We start from the raw sequence: 15,107 nt of genomic DNA, 5'->3' as shown, positions 1-15,107 counted from the left end.
TATAAAAAACGCTTGACTTAATCAAAAGACTATGATAAAACAAAAATATAATCAAAAGATTAAGAGAGGTGACAAGACGATGAGAATTAACAGATTCAAATTAACAATGGAACTTATGCGTCAGGATATGACTCAAAAACAGCTTGCTGAAAAAGCAGGTGTTTCCAGAGTAACAGTTAACGGCATTAAATCCGGGAGAAGTTGCTCCGATGAAGTCGGAAAAAAGATTGCAAGAGCTCTTGGCGTGGATGTAACAGAAATTATTGATTAAATCACCGGGGGCGGTGGCTTAAGGACGAAAGGAGATCTGTATGAGATTTAACGGGAAAAGATTCCAGGAGATAATGACAGCTCAGAAACTGACAGCAGAAGATATCTGCAAGAGCACCGGTTTGGGTACACGATCTTTTCAGTGGATCATGACGAATGGTTTTGCGTCTGAGGACGCAATGGAGAGATTGGCTGAGGCAGCAGGTACACAGGTTAGAGAACTGCTGCTGCCGGATATCTCCGGAACTGTAGAAAATGCAATCGAATTTATTAAAGATCAGAAACGGGCAACGGTCACATTCTCACAACCGAGATATATAACCAGAATCAAAAAACTTGCAGAGAAGTACCCGGAAGAATGTGAGATTGTAGTGCTTAATAAAAGCACCGGAGAAGGCGAAACCATTTGCGCCCATGTTCCTACAGCATGGATCAGAGTTGCACCGCCAAAGGTTAGCGTGCTGACAGATGAACAGCGTGAAGAGATTGGTAAACGTCTGTTATCTGGACGTCAGAATATTGACAAGTAATTGTAATTACATTGTCAAACAGACCTAAAATCAATTTAAACTGCTTCAAGGTACAATTTATAGCCTAAAGCATAAAGGGGCAAAAACGCATGAATAAACACGATGTAAGCAAATACATAGACCTGCTGCACAGAAGAACCTTTATCCTGCTGCACAGTGGCGTTGACTGGAAACCAGAATATGAGGCAGAGCTGCAGCAGATCAACCAGGAACTTGCTTTACTTCGGCCCTTGGTGGATCAGGAGCACAGCAGAAAGCTTCGGAACAATCTTCCGAACGTTGCAAGCTGCTCCAAACAATGTTTGTATCAGGTTAATGACAGGGAGGTGAGAGAACCTTGAAAAAACAGTATTTGACCGCCAAAGAGATCTCGGAGGCTATGGGCGTATCCGAAAGTAAGGCCTACGGCATCATCCGGGAGCTGAATAAAGAACTGAGAACAGAGGGATATCTGACCGTATCCGGTAAAGTCCCGGTGGCGTTTTTCAAGAAAAAGTATTTTGGCTTTGAGGAAGTCGGATAAGAGAGGAGAACATAATGGGAAACAGAAAAAGAGATATTCGCGCGACAGTCAATACAGATGAATTTCTTGGTATGCCAGTAAAAGCACAGTTACTGTATTTCCACTTGGCGATAAGAGCAGATAAGGACGGGCTTGTTTCGAACCCAAAGAGTATGGTGAAAATTTTGGAATGTGAGGATGAAGCTTTAGATCTTCTGGTTTCAAGTGGATATGTGTCTTATATATCATCCTCAGAATATGGAATGCTGGTCAATACGGATAAAGATTGCTTATCCATGATAAACAGCAATGATAGAGGACAGGAGCGAAAGCATGGCAAAGCAGGAGAAGAAAGGGGCTTACGGGATGGTTTATCAGGACATTACCAGAAATAACTCCCTGCCTCTTGCTGCAAAAGGATTGTACGCATATTTGGCAGCGTTCTGCGGGACATCTGATGAGTGTTATCCGAGTGTAGATACTATTCTCAGAGAAACAGGAGTTTCCAGGGAAACATTTTATAAATATATCAATGTCCTGGTAAAAGCGGGAGCAGTTAAGAAGCAGCAGATTAATAAAAACGGCAGATTTGGAAAAACAGTATATAAGCTTACACACGAAATCAATGTGTCTGATTTACCGAATACTATTTCTCCGACTGCGGAGGAATCGACTGCCAAAGAACCGACTGCCAAGAATCCGACAACTAACATTAACAATATAAACAATAACAATATAAAAAATAACAGTAATAAAAAATATATGTGTGTGCAACCAGAGGTTGACACCACACCCAAATCAACCCCAAAAGAAAAAAGAACAAGGTTTGTTGCACCTACGGAAGAGGAAGTAAGGCAGTATTGCTTAGAAAAAGATTATACACTGGATGCTCAACGCTTTGTTGATTTCTATGAGTGCAAAGGCTGGATGGTTGGAAAAAATAAAATGAAGAACTGGAAAGCCGCGGTTAGGACTTGGGCAAATAAAGATCAGGGAGCCGCAAAGAACAGGCCAAAACCGCAACCGGAAGAATCAGAAGAGAAACGTATTGATCTATGGAGCGAGGAATAATGGGCTATTACGAATTTAAAGAAGCAGACGCTTTAGAGTTTGCCAGAGCATCCGGGATCCAGACCAAGAAGAGAGGGGATGAACTCCAGTTTATACGGTGTCCTTATTGCAATGGTGGACGGAATGGAGATAAAGGGACGTTCTCCATCAATCTGACCAATGGACAGTTTAAGTGCTTGAGATCTTCCTGCTCTGTTTCTGGAAATATGCTTACACTGGCAGCAGAGTTTCCATGGTTCAACCTTGGGAGCGATGTAGAAGCATATTACAAGACCGGAAGACAGAAGAAATTCCGGCATTTCAAGAAGATGCAGCCGGTAAAACCGAAACCTGCTGCCATTACATACCTGGAAAGCAGAAAGATCACTGCTGCCACTGCTGAAAAATATCAGATCACGGTACAGACAAAACACGAGAATGTGCTGGTATTCCCGTTCCTGGATGAAAAAGGCACATTGCAGTTTGTAAAGTACCGGAAAACAGATTTTAACCCGGCAGTGGATAAGGGGAAAGAATGGTGTGAGGCGAACTGCAAGCCGATCCTGTTCGGGATGTATCAGTGTAATCTGGAGAATAAGACCTTGGTCTTGACGGAGGGGCAGTTGGATAGCTTATCCGTTACGGAGGCAGGAATTGAAAATGCTGTATCTGTTCCAAACGGAAAGAATGGCTTTACCTGGGTTCCGTACTGCTGGGACTGGCTACAGAATTTTGACACCTTAATTGTGTTCGGTGACTGTGAAAACGGAGTGATCACCCTACTGGATGATATGCAGAGACGTTTCCGGGGAACAGTAAAGGTTGTTCGGCAGCAGGATTATAAAGGCTGTAAGGATGCAAATGAGATCCTGAAGAAGTACGGCCGGGAAGCAGTCCGAAAGGCTGTAGAACAGGCAGAAGCGATTCCTATACAGCAGGTTAAACAGCTGTCGGATGTGAAAGCCGTGGATCTGTTTTCTCTTCCCAAAATCCCAACAGGGATAGAAAGCCTTGACCGGGTTTTGTCTGGCGGTATTTATCTGGGGCAGACAGTTATCTTGACCGGTAAGAGGGGAGAGGGAAAAAGCACCCTGGGATCTCAGATCCTGGCCAATGCGCTGAACGAAGGGGGAACAGTCTTTGCATACTCTGGAGAGTTACCGGATTATTTCTTCAAACGTTGGATAGACTTCCAGATCGCAGGAAAGCACAATGTGATTGACCGGGCAGGGCCGGCCGGAACCGTGAACTATTTTATCCCAAAAGAGAAGGTTAATAAAATCTCTGAATGGTACCGGGATCGGGCATACCTGTTTGATAATCAATCCACAGAGGACGATGAGTTGGGAGATCTTTTGGAAATCATGGAGAAAGCAGTACAGCAATATGGTGTACAGCTGCTGCTGTTAGATAATCTCATGACGGCCCTTGATGTAGGGATGAGTGTGGATCTGTACCGGGCTCAGAGTAAATTCGTGGACAAACTGGTAAAGATTGCGAAGCGGCAGCAGGTGGCTGTGATCCTGGTTGTACATCCCAGAAAGAACAGCTTTGGAGCAGATGATAACGATTCTGTCAGTGGCAGCGCAGACATTACAAACAAGGTGGACGTGGTCATGACCTACAAAAGGGGCAAGGAACTTCCAGAGAACGAGAGGATTCTGGCCGTATCAAAGAACCGGTTGACCGGGAAACTGGCAGCAGGAGAAAAGGCATTGACTTTGTATTATGACGAAGCTTCCAAGCGGATCAGCGACAACACAGGAGACTTTACCAGGTGTTACGGTTGGGAAGCGGATAAAGATGGTTTCATGTCAGTGACAGAGGAACAGATTAAACAAATGGAGATACCGTTCGAATGACAGAGCAGGAGCTGAAAGAATATTACATGATATTTACCGGAGTGTGGAAGTTTTTCCGCAAGTGGGCGGTGATGGAGTTTCCCATGACGGATGAACAGTGGTCTCAGGCAGCAGAAGAGAGCGAAAAGCTCTTTGACCAATATGGCCGGTGTAAGATGGCTGAGTATTTGATTCTGGGAGCAATGCAGAAATTGGATGAGCTGGAGAGGCAGGTGAGAAGATGAAGAAATTGAACGGGTATTATTACTGTGTCTCATACAGTGATGGGGATCACGAATTATATAGCATTGCAGTGTTTACCCGGGAAGAGGTTGCCCAGATCGCACGCAAAACCGGGGCCAGAGTATACCTGGTTAAATACAGAAACAGCGTGCAGCAGGGCAGAAAGAAAAGGCTCCCCATAACATGAAAAAGGCTCCTGCATGAGCACCACCTCACACAGGAGCAAATAAGCCGTTTCCGGCCACTAGAGCAAGTACATAGTAGCACGGAACCGGCAGAAAGGACAAGTATTTTCATGGAAAATCGCAAAGAAGAACTGAAAAAGAGCATTGCCCGGATGCTGGAATGTGCAGACGAAAGAAAGTTAAGCTTGATTTATATACACACAAAGGCATTGCTGGGAAACAACCTGAGAGAATTGGATAAAGTGCCGGGAAAGTTATAATCCTAACATTTCTAACACCATAAAAAGGAAACTGACAAGATAATGCGACATTTGCGACACCTTAAAAAAGAAAACAGAGAGGTTTTTGATATATGAGTATTACAAGAACAAACGAAAATGTAGAGCTTTTACGTGGGAAGATCTCCCGGGAGTTGGAGGATATTCAGGATGTAAAGCATCTGCTGCAGATCAGCGTGATTGCCAGAAAGCTGGGAGCATTTGAAAGAGAAAAGAATCGTTAATATCTCCGATTGGGAGAGGAAAACGTGGGAACATATGAAACAGAAGCTTATGACCTACAGCCAGTGGGAACAGGTACATAAAAGACGAATAAAGAAAAAAGTGCAGAGAATGTTGAGTAATGCTTTGCAGTGGTGCGGCTTTATGATGCTTATGGTTGGTTTGCCTTTAGGGATGATCATTCACTGGCTGATTGTTGGATATTGATTTACATAATTCGGAATGGAGATACAGACATGTCAGAACAGAGCTATAAAGAGCGTATTTGTGAAGAGGTAAAGAAGATTGATGATCTGGAGATGCTGCAGTTCATCTGGGAAATTCTGAGACACCTGAGAGAGGACGAGGAGAAATGACAAAACAGGAGTATAAAGATCAGATAGGGAAGCAGCTGGATAAAATGGATCTGGTGATGCTTCGCCGGGTTTGGCTGATCGCTGAGGGGATGCTGGCAGCAGGCAATGAGAACAGAGGAGGAAACCGGAATGCAGTTACAGGAGATTAAAATTTTTCCGTGGTTTGAAATCACGAAACCATCTACAGAGAAGATGTGTGAAAAAGAAGAGGAATTTAAGGAAACAGGCCTGCTGCCGACAGAAATCATTCTGGATGATCAGAACAGACTTTTAGATGGTTATATCAGTTATTTACTGGCCGTTAAGTATGGTTTGGGGGATGTACCAGTGAAATACGGCAGGAGGCAGGTTATAAAGGCACGCCACAAAGAACACGGAAAGCGGTATGAGTGGGAGCTTCCGGAAAGACTGATTGACCAGGTGGCAGCAGGTGATAAAGTTCTGATCCGAAACACCAGAGGGCTTAGATGGGTTACTGTGGAAGCTGTAGAAGAATACGGGGAACGGGAATATCCGGAACCGATTAAGAGAGTTATCAAGAAAAAGAATACAAAGAGACAGGGAGTTTTTACAGGAGGTATTAATCATGTATGAATTAATTAACGAAAAGCTGAGAGTGGAATCTTGCAACATTGGTGATCTGACAGGATATACAGTAAATTGCATATTAAAACAATGGGGTGATGACGTTAGCCTTTCGGAATTAAAGTTATTTTACTTACCGAAGCGAGATACAATAACTCTTATTCGTGATAGTAAAAATTATAATACATATCGTGAACTGGCGGAAAAATACTTGAGTTGCGGAGAAGATGAAAGAGAAAAAGTTAAATCTGAATTTCTGAACGATGCGAGAGAAGTAATAGAAGTTTTGGATAAAGTTATTGAGCGTCGAAAAAATAAGAAAGATCTCTTTTTATTAAAACATCAACCAACAACGGAAATTGAAAAGGTGTTTAGGCTTTCATTGATGAGAGAAATTACAAACAGTACAAAAGATCATGACTTTGCAATGTTTAGGGTTTTTCAGTATGGCGTAATGCAGGGAAAACGCTTGGAAAGAAGTAAAAAGGCAATTCGTAACAGTTCAGTTGTGAGGACGGAAGTATGAATAGAATAATAAATTGCTTAGGTGCGGAACTTGTCTTGGAACTTTCCAAAAGCACACCGGAGGATTATTTGAAGTTCAAATTGATGATGCTTGCATATTCCAGGAATGAGAAGATAAAAGAGTTTCTGCGGAGAGTGTTTGCACTGGCAGAAGAAAGACGGCCGTTATTGCTTGAAATGTGCGGAATTGCGCCGGCGCAACATGAATTATAAAAAATAAGAGCTATTCGGCTGTACAATCTCAGAAAGATTAAGGGTACTGTGAATAACTCTTATAATAAAGTTTACAGCAATATTTACATAAATGCAATAGACAAGGAAGGCACAAAATGAAGAATTATATCACAATGAGCGTAAATCTGATATTTCGAAATAAGGGAAAAGCCAGGGAGGTTTATTATCTCTTACTTGGATTCCTGGAGGAATAGCCCATGAGTGTAAAGATAAAGGTATCATACCAGAAAGAGCAGGAGCTTCAGGCAATCCTGCAGTTATTGAGACCAGTAATTAAGTCATATAAAGCTGCTGATCGGCAGCAGGGTGTATATAAACGGGCCTACATAGAGATAAAGCACGCGATAGAAACGAGCGATAAAAAATAAGCGATAGAGCCAGAGGTTTGATAGATGCAAGAAAAGCACTATTGGAGCTCTGGCTTTTTTATGTTAAGAAATGTTAAGGTTATGTCTTGAAGATGAGGGGAGTTTTTTAAAGAATATGCGGAGCATGGCAGCAGTGAAATGCTAACATTTGCTAACTTTCATGTTAGAGTACTGATAGGGTAATCGCGCTTATGCGTTATCACGTTTCATTCGTTCTTCAACAGCTTTCTTGGTATAGCTGTTTACGGTTCTCCGGCAGCAGGTACCTGCGCGGAGAACCGTCAGGAGAGACTTGAGTTCCTGAAAAGTTTCCCGGTGGATTCCATGCAGGTGGAACTGATAAGAACTTGGGTTTTCTGGAGTAATTCGTGGCCCATCGGTGGATTCCATGCAGGTGGAACTGATAAGAGAACCGGGTAACCTGTTCAATCAGAACGCTGTTAAGATCGTAATCCATTTGCTTTCCATCAATCGCAAAACCGTTATTGGGTATGTACCAAGAGGATTTACTTCCGGTCTGACCGTGGTTATGGATGCCGGGCTCAAGGTTAAAGCAGAGTTACTGCAGATTATTGGTGGATATAGCTATAAAGAGAATTATGGCTGTTTAATCAATATCAGCATATAAGCGTGTCCAAATCGGACACTTAAAAATGATGGTCGAATCAAGAAGAGAACACCAGTTCACTACATGGGTAAGCAGAGAGGGAAAATAAAACTAAAGGGAAATGATGGCCCAACCCAAAATATGGGGGTCAGGTATCATTTCCCTTTGTTAAAATATTCCGTGTTCATTTTACGATAATGGGAGATAAAATGCAAGTAAAAGGGCAAGTATACGGACATATCTGACACTTTAAAAGACTGCTGCCAAACCAAGAAAAGAACATCAGTTTGCAAAGAAGGCAACAAAAACTGTTTATATCCTACAAAATTATAAACAAAGTATATATAGTACTTGATTGAATACCCCCGGTCAGAAAAAGTGTGATTTTTGGAACCAGTTTAGAGACCGGTGGGTGCTCCCGACAATCCCGAAAGAGGTCGCGCGTGAAAAAAAATAAAAATTGCGCTGGTGCAACACTGGAAAACTATGGTGTAAAAACAAACACGAATAAAGCGAACGTTCGCTATTTTTATCCGAACGTTCGGATAAATAAAAAACGAAACGAATAGGCGAAAAATCTTTGATTTTGTATGTACACGAAATACCGAAAAGTGTGTACGTAAAAGGCTAAGAAATACTAAGGTGAAATGCAACGTTGCGCTCAGTTTTATTGCAACGTTGCGAACGGCAACATGCTATGAAATGCTAGAGGTTTAGAAGAAAATAAAGCGGCAGCAGGATGTTAAGAAATGTTAAGGTTCGGAACAAATAAATTGCAGAATTATCCCCAACCTGTTATAATTCACTCACAGATAAATATCACAGTACCCTCCTGGCCTGCTGCCAGGGGAAGCCTTAAAGATCGGCGTGGGAATAATCTTTTTACCAGAGGATTGTTCCTGCGCTTTTTTCGTAGAGGGGAGTAACCAAAATGACCAATGAACAGCTTGCTCTGAGAATCAAGGCCGGTGAGGATGTGGCTGATAATATGCTGCAGCTTTACCAGCAGAATATGGGAATTATAAAAGACTATGCCAGGAAATACAGATCCATGGCAGAAGAGGAAGATCTGCAGCAGGAAGCGTACTTTGCTATCTGTAAAGCTGTGGATTCCTATGATCCCGATAAAGGTGTGAGCTTTTTATCCTGGGCTGTGTACTGGATCCGGCAGCAGTTGCTGAGATATTGCCAGAACAATGGCACTGTGAGGATACCGGTACACGCTTCGGAGAGAGTGAGAAAGTATAAGGCTTTTCAGAACGCTTTCCGGATTCATGTGGGAAGATATCCCAATGAACGGGAGTATTGCTATTATCTGGGCATTAAGGACACCACTCTGAGAAAGATACAGGCCGATGAAAGAAAAGCAGATATAGGGAGTATAGACGTTCCTGTGAGAGGCCTGGAGGATAATCTTGCTACAATCGGGGATACTGTAATTGATCCGGAAGATAAATACGAGAATATGCTGGATGAAGTGAAGCAGCAGGAGCTGAAGGCGATCATCTGGCCTATGGTTGATGAATTGCCGGGAAGAATGCCGGCTGTGCTCAGAGCAAGGTTCCAGGAAAACCTTTCTTTACAGGAAACTGCTGCCAGAAACGGAATCACCATAGAAAGAGTGCGACAGCAGCAGAACGAGGCTTTAAAGCAGTTGAAACGGCCCAGAAGAGCAAGGTATCTCAGACCATTTCTTGAGGATGGGTATATTTATAGCAAAGCTCTTCACGGGAACGGAGCTACAAGCTTTAACCGTACCTGGACAAGCTCTACAGAAAGAGTAGCATTGCAGGTGCTTTGATACGCGAATGATACGAAAAAAATTGCAACACAGAACATACAGTGCAAAAAGAAAGTTATTTTTCCAAAAAGAAAACGTAAAATCAGGAAAAACAGGGGGTAAAAATGGTATTTTCTTGTGGAGAGAGTATTGAAAAACTTATAAAAATGCTATAAACTATACCCGAATATGTGTATTACAATAGGTTGTTTCATAAGATGGAGGATAACAATATGGCAGAGAACAAAATCAAAACGATCGGCGTTTTGACCAGCGGCGGTGACGCACCTGGAATGAATGCTGCAATCCGTGCTGTTGTCAGAAGAGGATTAAGCAGCGGACTGAACGTAAAGGGAATCTATAAAGGATACAGCGGTCTCTTAAATGAAGAGATCAGAGATATGACGGCAAAGGACGTTTCCGATACGATTGAGCGAGGCGGAACAATTCTTTATACTGCCAGATGTGCAGAGATGAGAACAGAGGAAGGACAGCAGCAGGCTGCAGAGATCTGCAGAAAGCATGAGATCGACGGCCTTGTTGTTATCGGTGGAGACGGATCCTTCGCAGGTGCTCAGAAGCTTGCGAACCTTGGAATCAATACCATTGGCCTGCCGGGAACTATTGACCTTGATATCGCATGTACCGAGTACACCATCGGTTTCGATACTGCTGTAAATACAGCTATGGAAGCTATTGACAAGGTACGTGATACATCCACATCCCATGAAAGATGCAGTATCATCGAGGTTATGGGACGTAACGCCGGATACCTTGCAGTATGGTGCGGTATCGCAAACGGTGCTGAGGATATCCTGATCCCGGAGAAATATGATTACGACGAGCAGAAGCTTATTGACAATATCGTAGAGAGCCGTAAGAAAGGAAAGAAACACCATATCATTGTAAATGCTGAGGGTATCGGCCATTCAGAGGCTATGGCGAAGCGTATCGAGGCTGCAACAGGTATCGAGACACGTGCAACGATCCTTGGTCACATGCAGCGTGGTGGAAGCCCTACATGTAAGGACCGTGTATATGCGTCCATGATGGGTGCTCTTGCAGTAGATCTTCTTGTTGCCGGAAAACGCAGCCGTGTGGTTGGATACCGTCATGGTGAGTTTGTTGATTTCGACATCAATGAGGCTCTTGCAATGCAGAAGAATGTAGATTCCTACATGTGGGAGGTCTGCAATTCTCTTTCTCATAATTACAGAAAATAAAGATATTTATGAACTTAAAAAAAGTTTCAGACGGATTGCATAAACTGAATACGTCACAAATAATTGCCCTCGGCTTTGCGGGGGTGATTTTTGTAGGTGGACTTATTTTGCGGATGCCGTTCTGCAGTGCACCCGGGCAGGCTGTTACCTTCCCGGATGCTGTTTTTACAGCGGCGACCAGCGTATGTGTGACAGGACTTTCCACAGTTGTTATGGCAGTCCAGTGGAGCCCCATTGGAAAAGCGGTTATCCTGTGCCTGATACAGATCGGCGGGATCGGACTGATCGCACTGGCAAATATGATATTCATCAGCCTCCGGCGGAAAATTTCCCTGAAAAACCGGCGGATCATCAAGGAATCCTATAACCTGGATGAAATGGGTGGAGTCGTGGCTGTAGTCTGCAATGTGGTGAAATGCGTGTTTCTTGCAGAAGGAATCGGTGCGGTCCTGTATGCGTTTTGCTTTGTACCGGAATTTGGAATAAAAAAAGGTCTGGTGAATGCCATATTTCTGGCGGTATCTGCATTCTGCAACGCAGGGATCGATCTTTTCGGGGAAACAAGCCTTTCGGTATATGTGAGCAATCCGCTGGTCAATATCACTACGATTGGCCTGATCATTGTGTCAGGTCTTGGATTTATCGTCTGGTGGGATCTGTGGGATAAATTCCGCAAGGTTCTGAGAAAAGAGCTCTCCCCATCCAGAGTTTTTCGTGTACTGCGGCTTCAGAGCAAGCTGGTCCTTACGATGACCGGGATCCTGGTATTTTCAGGAGCATTTCTGGTATTTATCTTTGAATCCGGAAACCCTTCCACGCTGAAGGGGGCACCACTGGGAACAAAGCTCATGGCATCCTTTTTCCAGTCAGTGACAACACGTACGGCGGGATTTTATACCATGGATCAGTCGCTTTTGTCCACACCTACCGTGATCATTTCTCTGCTGTGGATGTTTATCGGAGGATCACCCATGGGCACTGCCGGTGGTGTGAAGACTACTACCATTGCGGTTCTGATCCTTTCCATTGCAGCATATCTTCAGGGAAAAAAGGATGTAGAGGTATACGGCCGCAGGATCCGTGAGAGCTATCTCCGTTCTGCCATGGTTGTTGCAGGAACCAGTGTGCTGATCCTTTTTACCATGACGGTGCTTTTGTCCGCAGTAATGCCGGGAGTGGATCTGGCAGATGTTTTATATGAGATCACTTCTGCGGTGGCTACAGTAGGACTTTCCAGAGGACTGACACCTCAGCTGAATGTGGCAGGCAAGTGGATCGTGATCCTTACCATGTATCTGGGACGTATCGGACCGCTGACACTTGGAACAGCAGTTGTGATGCGTGTACGCAACAGGCCGGGAAGCACCACGCATCTCGGTGAAGAAGATATCATGATCGGTTAAACAGGAGAACAGAATGAAAAATAAATCTTTTGCCGTGATCGGGCTTGGACAGTTTGGAATGACTCTGGCGGTGACGCTGGCAGAGTCAGATTGTGATGTCCTTGCCATTGATGACAAAGAAGAAAATATCGAAGAGATTTCCGAAAAAGTAACCTATGCGGTAAAAGCAGATGTCCGTGAACCGGGAATCCTGAAGGCTCTGGGAGTCCAGAATGTGGATGTAGCCATTATCGCAGTTGCCGAAAATCTGGAAGCCAGTATTTCCGCAACCATGCAGGCCAAGGATCTGGGAGTGCCCTTTGTAGTTGCAAAAAGTATGAATTCTCTTCATGGACGTATACTTGATAAAATTGGTGCAGATAAAATCATTTATCCGGAACAGTCCATGGGACTGAGGGTTGCCAGAAATCTTATGTCCGGCGGGTATCTGGATGTGTTTGAGCTTTCAGCGGAGTTCAGTATGGCGGAGTTTTCCATGCCGGTATCCTGGATCGGAAAAAATCTGGTAGATCTGAATGTACGGGAGCGTTTTCATATTAATATCATTGGCATCAAGCAGGGTGAAAATGTCACGGTAGATCTGGATCCTTCCGAACCGCTTCCGGACAACTGTTCCATAATCGCCATCGGAAAAAACAAAGATCTGAATGCAAGTCGTGAGGAATTACGTTAACCGAATACGGATTGCCGGAAGGAGAGAAATAAAAGTATGATAACCAGTGTATCAAATGCAAAAATAAAAAATGTCATGCAGCTGAACCAGAAGGCAAAAGCCAGAAGAGAGCAGGGACTTTTTGTGGCAGAGGGTCGGAAAATGTTTCTGGAAGCACCGGAAAGCTGGGTTTCCCAGGTGTTTGTCTCCGAGACCGTTTCCCGGGATGGAGAGCTGATGTCCCGGGCAGAAAAATATCCCTGTGAGATCGTGAAGGATTCCGTATTCCGTCAGATGTGTGATACCAAGACTCCCCAGGGGATCCTGACAGTTCTGAAGCTGCCGTCCTGGAGCGAGGAAGAGGTACTGGCGGGAAAAAATCCTCTGGTCATGGTTCTGGAGGATCTTCAGGATCCGGGAAATGCGGGAACCATTCTCAGGACCGGTGAGGGCGCCGGCGTAAGCGGAGTTTTCCTCACAAAAACCTGCGTGGATATCACAAATCCCAAGGTGATCCGTTCTACCATGGGCTCCATTTACAGAATGCCTTTTCTATACGTGGAAGATGTGGTATCATTAGAAAAGAAGCTGAAAGAAAAGGGAATCCGCAGTTTTGCAGCTCATCTGAAGGGTGAGAATTCCTATGATCAGGAATCCTATAAGGGCGGTACCGCATTTTTCATCGGAAACGAGGGGAAGGGCCTGACTGATCAGGCGGCGGAGGCAGCAGACTGCCTGATCCGCATTCCCATGTGCGGAAAGGTAGAATCGCTGAATGCTGCCATGGCATCGGGAATTCTGATGTACGAAGCTGCAAGACAGAGAAGAGAATAAGAGAGGAGGGGTTTTATGACACCTTTGGCCTGGCTTGGAATACTGGCAATTTTACTGGTAATTGAAGCAATCACGGTAGGACTTACCACTGTCTGGTTTGCAGGCGGTGCTCTTGTGGCGTGCATTGCCTCGTGGCTTGGAGGGGGAATTGTTGTACAGCTCCTTTTATTTTTCGGAGTTTCCGTGGTGCTTCTGATCTTTACCAGACCTCTGGCGGTCCGCTACATGAACAAGGGCGTGGAAAAGACCAATGCAGAGAGCCTTCTGGGAAAAAGAGCCGTAGTGATACAGACGGTCAACAACCTGGCCCAGACCGGGCAGGTGAGGATCAATGACATCGAGTGGACTGCACGGACCGCAGATGACGGGGAAGAAATTCCAACAGGTGCAGTGGTTGAGATCGAAGAGATCCGCGGAGTGAAGCTGATCGTAAAAGAAATTAGCAAGGAGGGCTAAATTATGGGTGGAGTTGTTGTTTTGCTTGTAGTCATCGTTCTTGTGCTGTGGGTATTTGCATCTTGTATCCGCATTGTACCGCAGGCTTATGCAGTGGTACTGGAACGTCTTGGTGCTTACAAGGCTACCTGGGGTACAGGAATCCATTTCAAGGTTCCGTTCATTGAGCGTGTTGCAAGGAGAGTAAACCTGAAAGAACAGGTTGTGGATTTTCCACCGCAGCCGGTAATTACCAAAGATAATGTAACCATGCAGATCGATACGGTTGTATTTTTCCAGATCACAGATCCGAAGCTTTACGCATATGGCGTTGAGAATCCGATCATGGCGATCGAGAATCTTTCTGCTACAACACTTCGTAACATCATCGGTGATATGGAGCTGGATGAGACACTGACATCCCGAGAGGTTATCAATACCAAGATGCGTGCTTCCCTTGATGTGGCTACAGATCCATGGGGAATCAAGGTTAACCGTGTGGAGCTTAAGAACATCATTCCTCCGGCAGCCATCCAGGATGCCATGGAGAAACAGATGAAGGCTGAGCGTGAGAGACGAGAAGCCATTCTGAAAGCAGAAGGAGAGAAACGTTCCACCATCCTTGTTGCAGAGGGTAAAAAACAGTCCGCTATCCTGGATGCTGAGGCTGAGAAGCAGGCGGCGATCCTTCATGCGGAGGCTCAGAAGGAGCGTATGATCAAAGAGGCTGAAGGACAGGCACAGGCAGTCCTTAAAGTACAGCAGGCAACTGCAGAAGGACTTCGTATGATCAAGGAAGCAGGAGCAGATGAATCTGTTCTTACTCTGAAGAGCCTGGAGGCTCTTACAAAAGTTGCTGACGGCAAGGCAACGAAGATCATCATTCCGTCTGAGATACAGGGCATCGCAGGTCTGGCAACATCCCTGAAGGAAATCATGACAGATAAACCGGCAGAGCAGAAATAAATCTGCAGCCGTGAGGAG

25 protein-coding genes are annotated in these 15,107 nt (G+C 44.6%); all 25 read left to right on the top strand.

Annotation, left to right across the window (positions count from 1 at the left end):
• Positions 1-79 precede the first annotated feature (79 nt).
• The 25 genes from V9W66_RS09330 (at position 80) to V9W66_RS09210 (ending at position 15,089) form a co-directional block, all read left to right on the top strand.
• Positions 80-271, top strand: coding sequence for a helix-turn-helix transcriptional regulator (locus tag V9W66_RS09330; RefSeq protein ID WP_144092993.1), 192 nt, complete (start codon positions 80-82; stop codon positions 269-271).
• A 40-nt stretch (positions 272-311) separates the two neighbouring features.
• Positions 312-800 (top strand): hypothetical protein, encoded by a 489-nt coding sequence (locus tag V9W66_RS09325; RefSeq protein WP_243121602.1) that lies wholly within the window; start codon positions 312-314, stop codon positions 798-800.
• Positions 801-889: 89 nt separating this feature from the next.
• A complete protein-coding gene (locus V9W66_RS09320; protein WP_144092991.1) occupies positions 890-1,141 on the top strand; it encodes a hypothetical protein in 252 nt (83 codons plus the stop codon).
• Positions 1,138-1,323, top strand: coding sequence for a hypothetical protein (locus tag V9W66_RS09315; protein WP_144092989.1), 186 nt, complete (start codon positions 1,138-1,140; stop codon positions 1,321-1,323). The genes V9W66_RS09320 and V9W66_RS09315 overlap by 4 nt, the downstream gene beginning before the upstream one ends.
• A 14-nt stretch (positions 1,324-1,337) precedes the next feature.
• Positions 1,338-1,697: a hypothetical protein gene (locus V9W66_RS09310; protein ID WP_144100371.1), complete on the top strand. Its 360-nt coding sequence runs from the start codon at positions 1,338-1,340 to the stop codon at positions 1,695-1,697.
• Positions 1,636-2,373: a helix-turn-helix domain-containing protein gene (locus V9W66_RS09305; RefSeq protein WP_186289996.1), complete on the top strand. Its 738-nt coding sequence runs from the start codon at positions 1,636-1,638 to the stop codon at positions 2,371-2,373. The genes V9W66_RS09310 and V9W66_RS09305 overlap by 62 nt, the downstream gene beginning before the upstream one ends.
• The gene (locus V9W66_RS09300; RefSeq protein ID WP_144092985.1) at positions 2,358-4,214 is read left to right on the top strand and encodes a bifunctional DNA primase/helicase; all 1,857 of its coding nucleotides are present in this window, start codon (positions 2,358-2,360) and stop codon (positions 4,212-4,214) included. Before V9W66_RS09305 ends, V9W66_RS09300 begins: the two co-directional genes overlap by 16 nt.
• The gene (locus tag V9W66_RS09295) at positions 4,211-4,438 is read left to right on the top strand and encodes a hypothetical protein (protein ID WP_144092983.1); all 228 of its coding nucleotides are present in this window, start codon (positions 4,211-4,213) and stop codon (positions 4,436-4,438) included. The genes V9W66_RS09300 and V9W66_RS09295 overlap by 4 nt, the downstream gene beginning before the upstream one ends.
• Positions 4,435-4,623, top strand: coding sequence for a hypothetical protein (locus V9W66_RS09290; RefSeq protein WP_144092980.1), 189 nt, complete (start codon positions 4,435-4,437; stop codon positions 4,621-4,623). The genes V9W66_RS09295 and V9W66_RS09290 overlap by 4 nt, the downstream gene beginning before the upstream one ends.
• A gap of 108 nt (positions 4,624-4,731) precedes the next feature.
• The gene (locus V9W66_RS09285; protein ID WP_186289995.1) at positions 4,732-4,881 is read left to right on the top strand and encodes a hypothetical protein; all 150 of its coding nucleotides are present in this window, start codon (positions 4,732-4,734) and stop codon (positions 4,879-4,881) included.
• A 92-nt stretch (positions 4,882-4,973) separates the two neighbouring features.
• Positions 4,974-5,123, top strand: coding sequence for a hypothetical protein (locus V9W66_RS09280; protein ID WP_186289994.1), 150 nt, complete (start codon positions 4,974-4,976; stop codon positions 5,121-5,123).
• A 34-nt stretch (positions 5,124-5,157) separates the two neighbouring features.
• Positions 5,158-5,328, top strand: coding sequence for a hypothetical protein (locus V9W66_RS09275; RefSeq protein WP_186289993.1), 171 nt, complete (start codon positions 5,158-5,160; stop codon positions 5,326-5,328).
• A 145-nt stretch (positions 5,329-5,473) separates the two neighbouring features.
• Positions 5,474-5,626 carry a hypothetical protein gene (locus tag V9W66_RS09270; RefSeq protein ID WP_186289992.1) on the top strand — a complete coding sequence of 51 codons (153 nt, stop codon included), beginning with the start codon at positions 5,474-5,476 and terminating at the stop codon, positions 5,624-5,626.
• Positions 5,607-6,071, top strand: coding sequence for a hypothetical protein (locus V9W66_RS09265; RefSeq protein ID WP_144092978.1), 465 nt, complete (start codon positions 5,607-5,609; stop codon positions 6,069-6,071). Before V9W66_RS09270 ends, V9W66_RS09265 begins: the two co-directional genes overlap by 20 nt.
• Positions 6,064-6,588, top strand: coding sequence for a hypothetical protein (locus V9W66_RS09260; protein WP_144092976.1), 525 nt, complete (start codon positions 6,064-6,066; stop codon positions 6,586-6,588). Before V9W66_RS09265 ends, V9W66_RS09260 begins: the two co-directional genes overlap by 8 nt.
• A complete protein-coding gene (locus tag V9W66_RS09255) occupies positions 6,585-6,800 on the top strand; it encodes a hypothetical protein (RefSeq protein WP_144092974.1) in 216 nt (71 codons plus the stop codon). The genes V9W66_RS09260 and V9W66_RS09255 overlap by 4 nt, the downstream gene beginning before the upstream one ends.
• Before the next feature lie 218 nt (positions 6,801-7,018).
• Positions 7,019-7,189, top strand: coding sequence for a hypothetical protein (locus tag V9W66_RS09250; RefSeq protein ID WP_186289991.1), 171 nt, complete (start codon positions 7,019-7,021; stop codon positions 7,187-7,189).
• 394 nt (positions 7,190-7,583) lie between these two features.
• On the top strand, positions 7,584-7,817 hold the full coding sequence (locus V9W66_RS09245) for a hypothetical protein (RefSeq protein WP_144092972.1): 234 nt from the start codon (positions 7,584-7,586) through the stop codon (positions 7,815-7,817).
• A gap of 910 nt (positions 7,818-8,727) precedes the next feature.
• Positions 8,728-9,597 (top strand): sigma-70 family RNA polymerase sigma factor, encoded by an 870-nt coding sequence (locus tag V9W66_RS09240; protein ID WP_144092970.1) that lies wholly within the window; start codon positions 8,728-8,730, stop codon positions 9,595-9,597.
• 212 nt (positions 9,598-9,809) lie between these two features.
• Positions 9,810-10,799 carry a 6-phosphofructokinase gene (gene pfkA / locus V9W66_RS09235; RefSeq protein WP_144092968.1) on the top strand — a complete coding sequence of 330 codons (990 nt, stop codon included), beginning with the start codon at positions 9,810-9,812 and terminating at the stop codon, positions 10,797-10,799.
• Between the two features lie 8 nt (positions 10,800-10,807).
• Positions 10,808-12,202: a TrkH family potassium uptake protein gene (locus tag V9W66_RS09230; protein WP_243121601.1), complete on the top strand. Its 1,395-nt coding sequence runs from the start codon at positions 10,808-10,810 to the stop codon at positions 12,200-12,202.
• Positions 12,203-12,215: 13 nt separating this feature from the next.
• Entirely contained in the window at positions 12,216-12,875 is a 660-nt protein-coding gene (locus V9W66_RS09225; RefSeq protein WP_114002749.1) for a potassium channel family protein, read from the top strand.
• Positions 12,876-12,911: 36 nt separating this feature from the next.
• The gene (locus tag V9W66_RS09220) at positions 12,912-13,688 is read left to right on the top strand and encodes a TrmH family RNA methyltransferase (RefSeq protein WP_144093617.1); all 777 of its coding nucleotides are present in this window, start codon (positions 12,912-12,914) and stop codon (positions 13,686-13,688) included.
• A gap of 15 nt (positions 13,689-13,703) precedes the next feature.
• On the top strand, positions 13,704-14,144 hold the full coding sequence (locus V9W66_RS09215) for an NfeD family protein (RefSeq protein ID WP_144093618.1): 441 nt from the start codon (positions 13,704-13,706) through the stop codon (positions 14,142-14,144).
• A 3-nt stretch (positions 14,145-14,147) separates the two neighbouring features.
• On the top strand, positions 14,148-15,089 hold the full coding sequence (locus V9W66_RS09210; protein WP_144093619.1) for an SPFH domain-containing protein: 942 nt from the start codon (positions 14,148-14,150) through the stop codon (positions 15,087-15,089).
• Positions 15,090-15,107 lie beyond the last annotated feature (18 nt).

Source organism: Blautia massiliensis (ex Durand et al. 2017) (genome assembly GCF_051861785.1).
GTDB classification, from domain to species: domain Bacteria; phylum Bacillota; class Clostridia; order Lachnospirales; family Lachnospiraceae; genus Blautia_A; species Blautia_A luti_A.
Note: the sequence above shows the minus strand (reverse complement) of the source record. Positions and strands in the feature narration are given on the sequence as shown.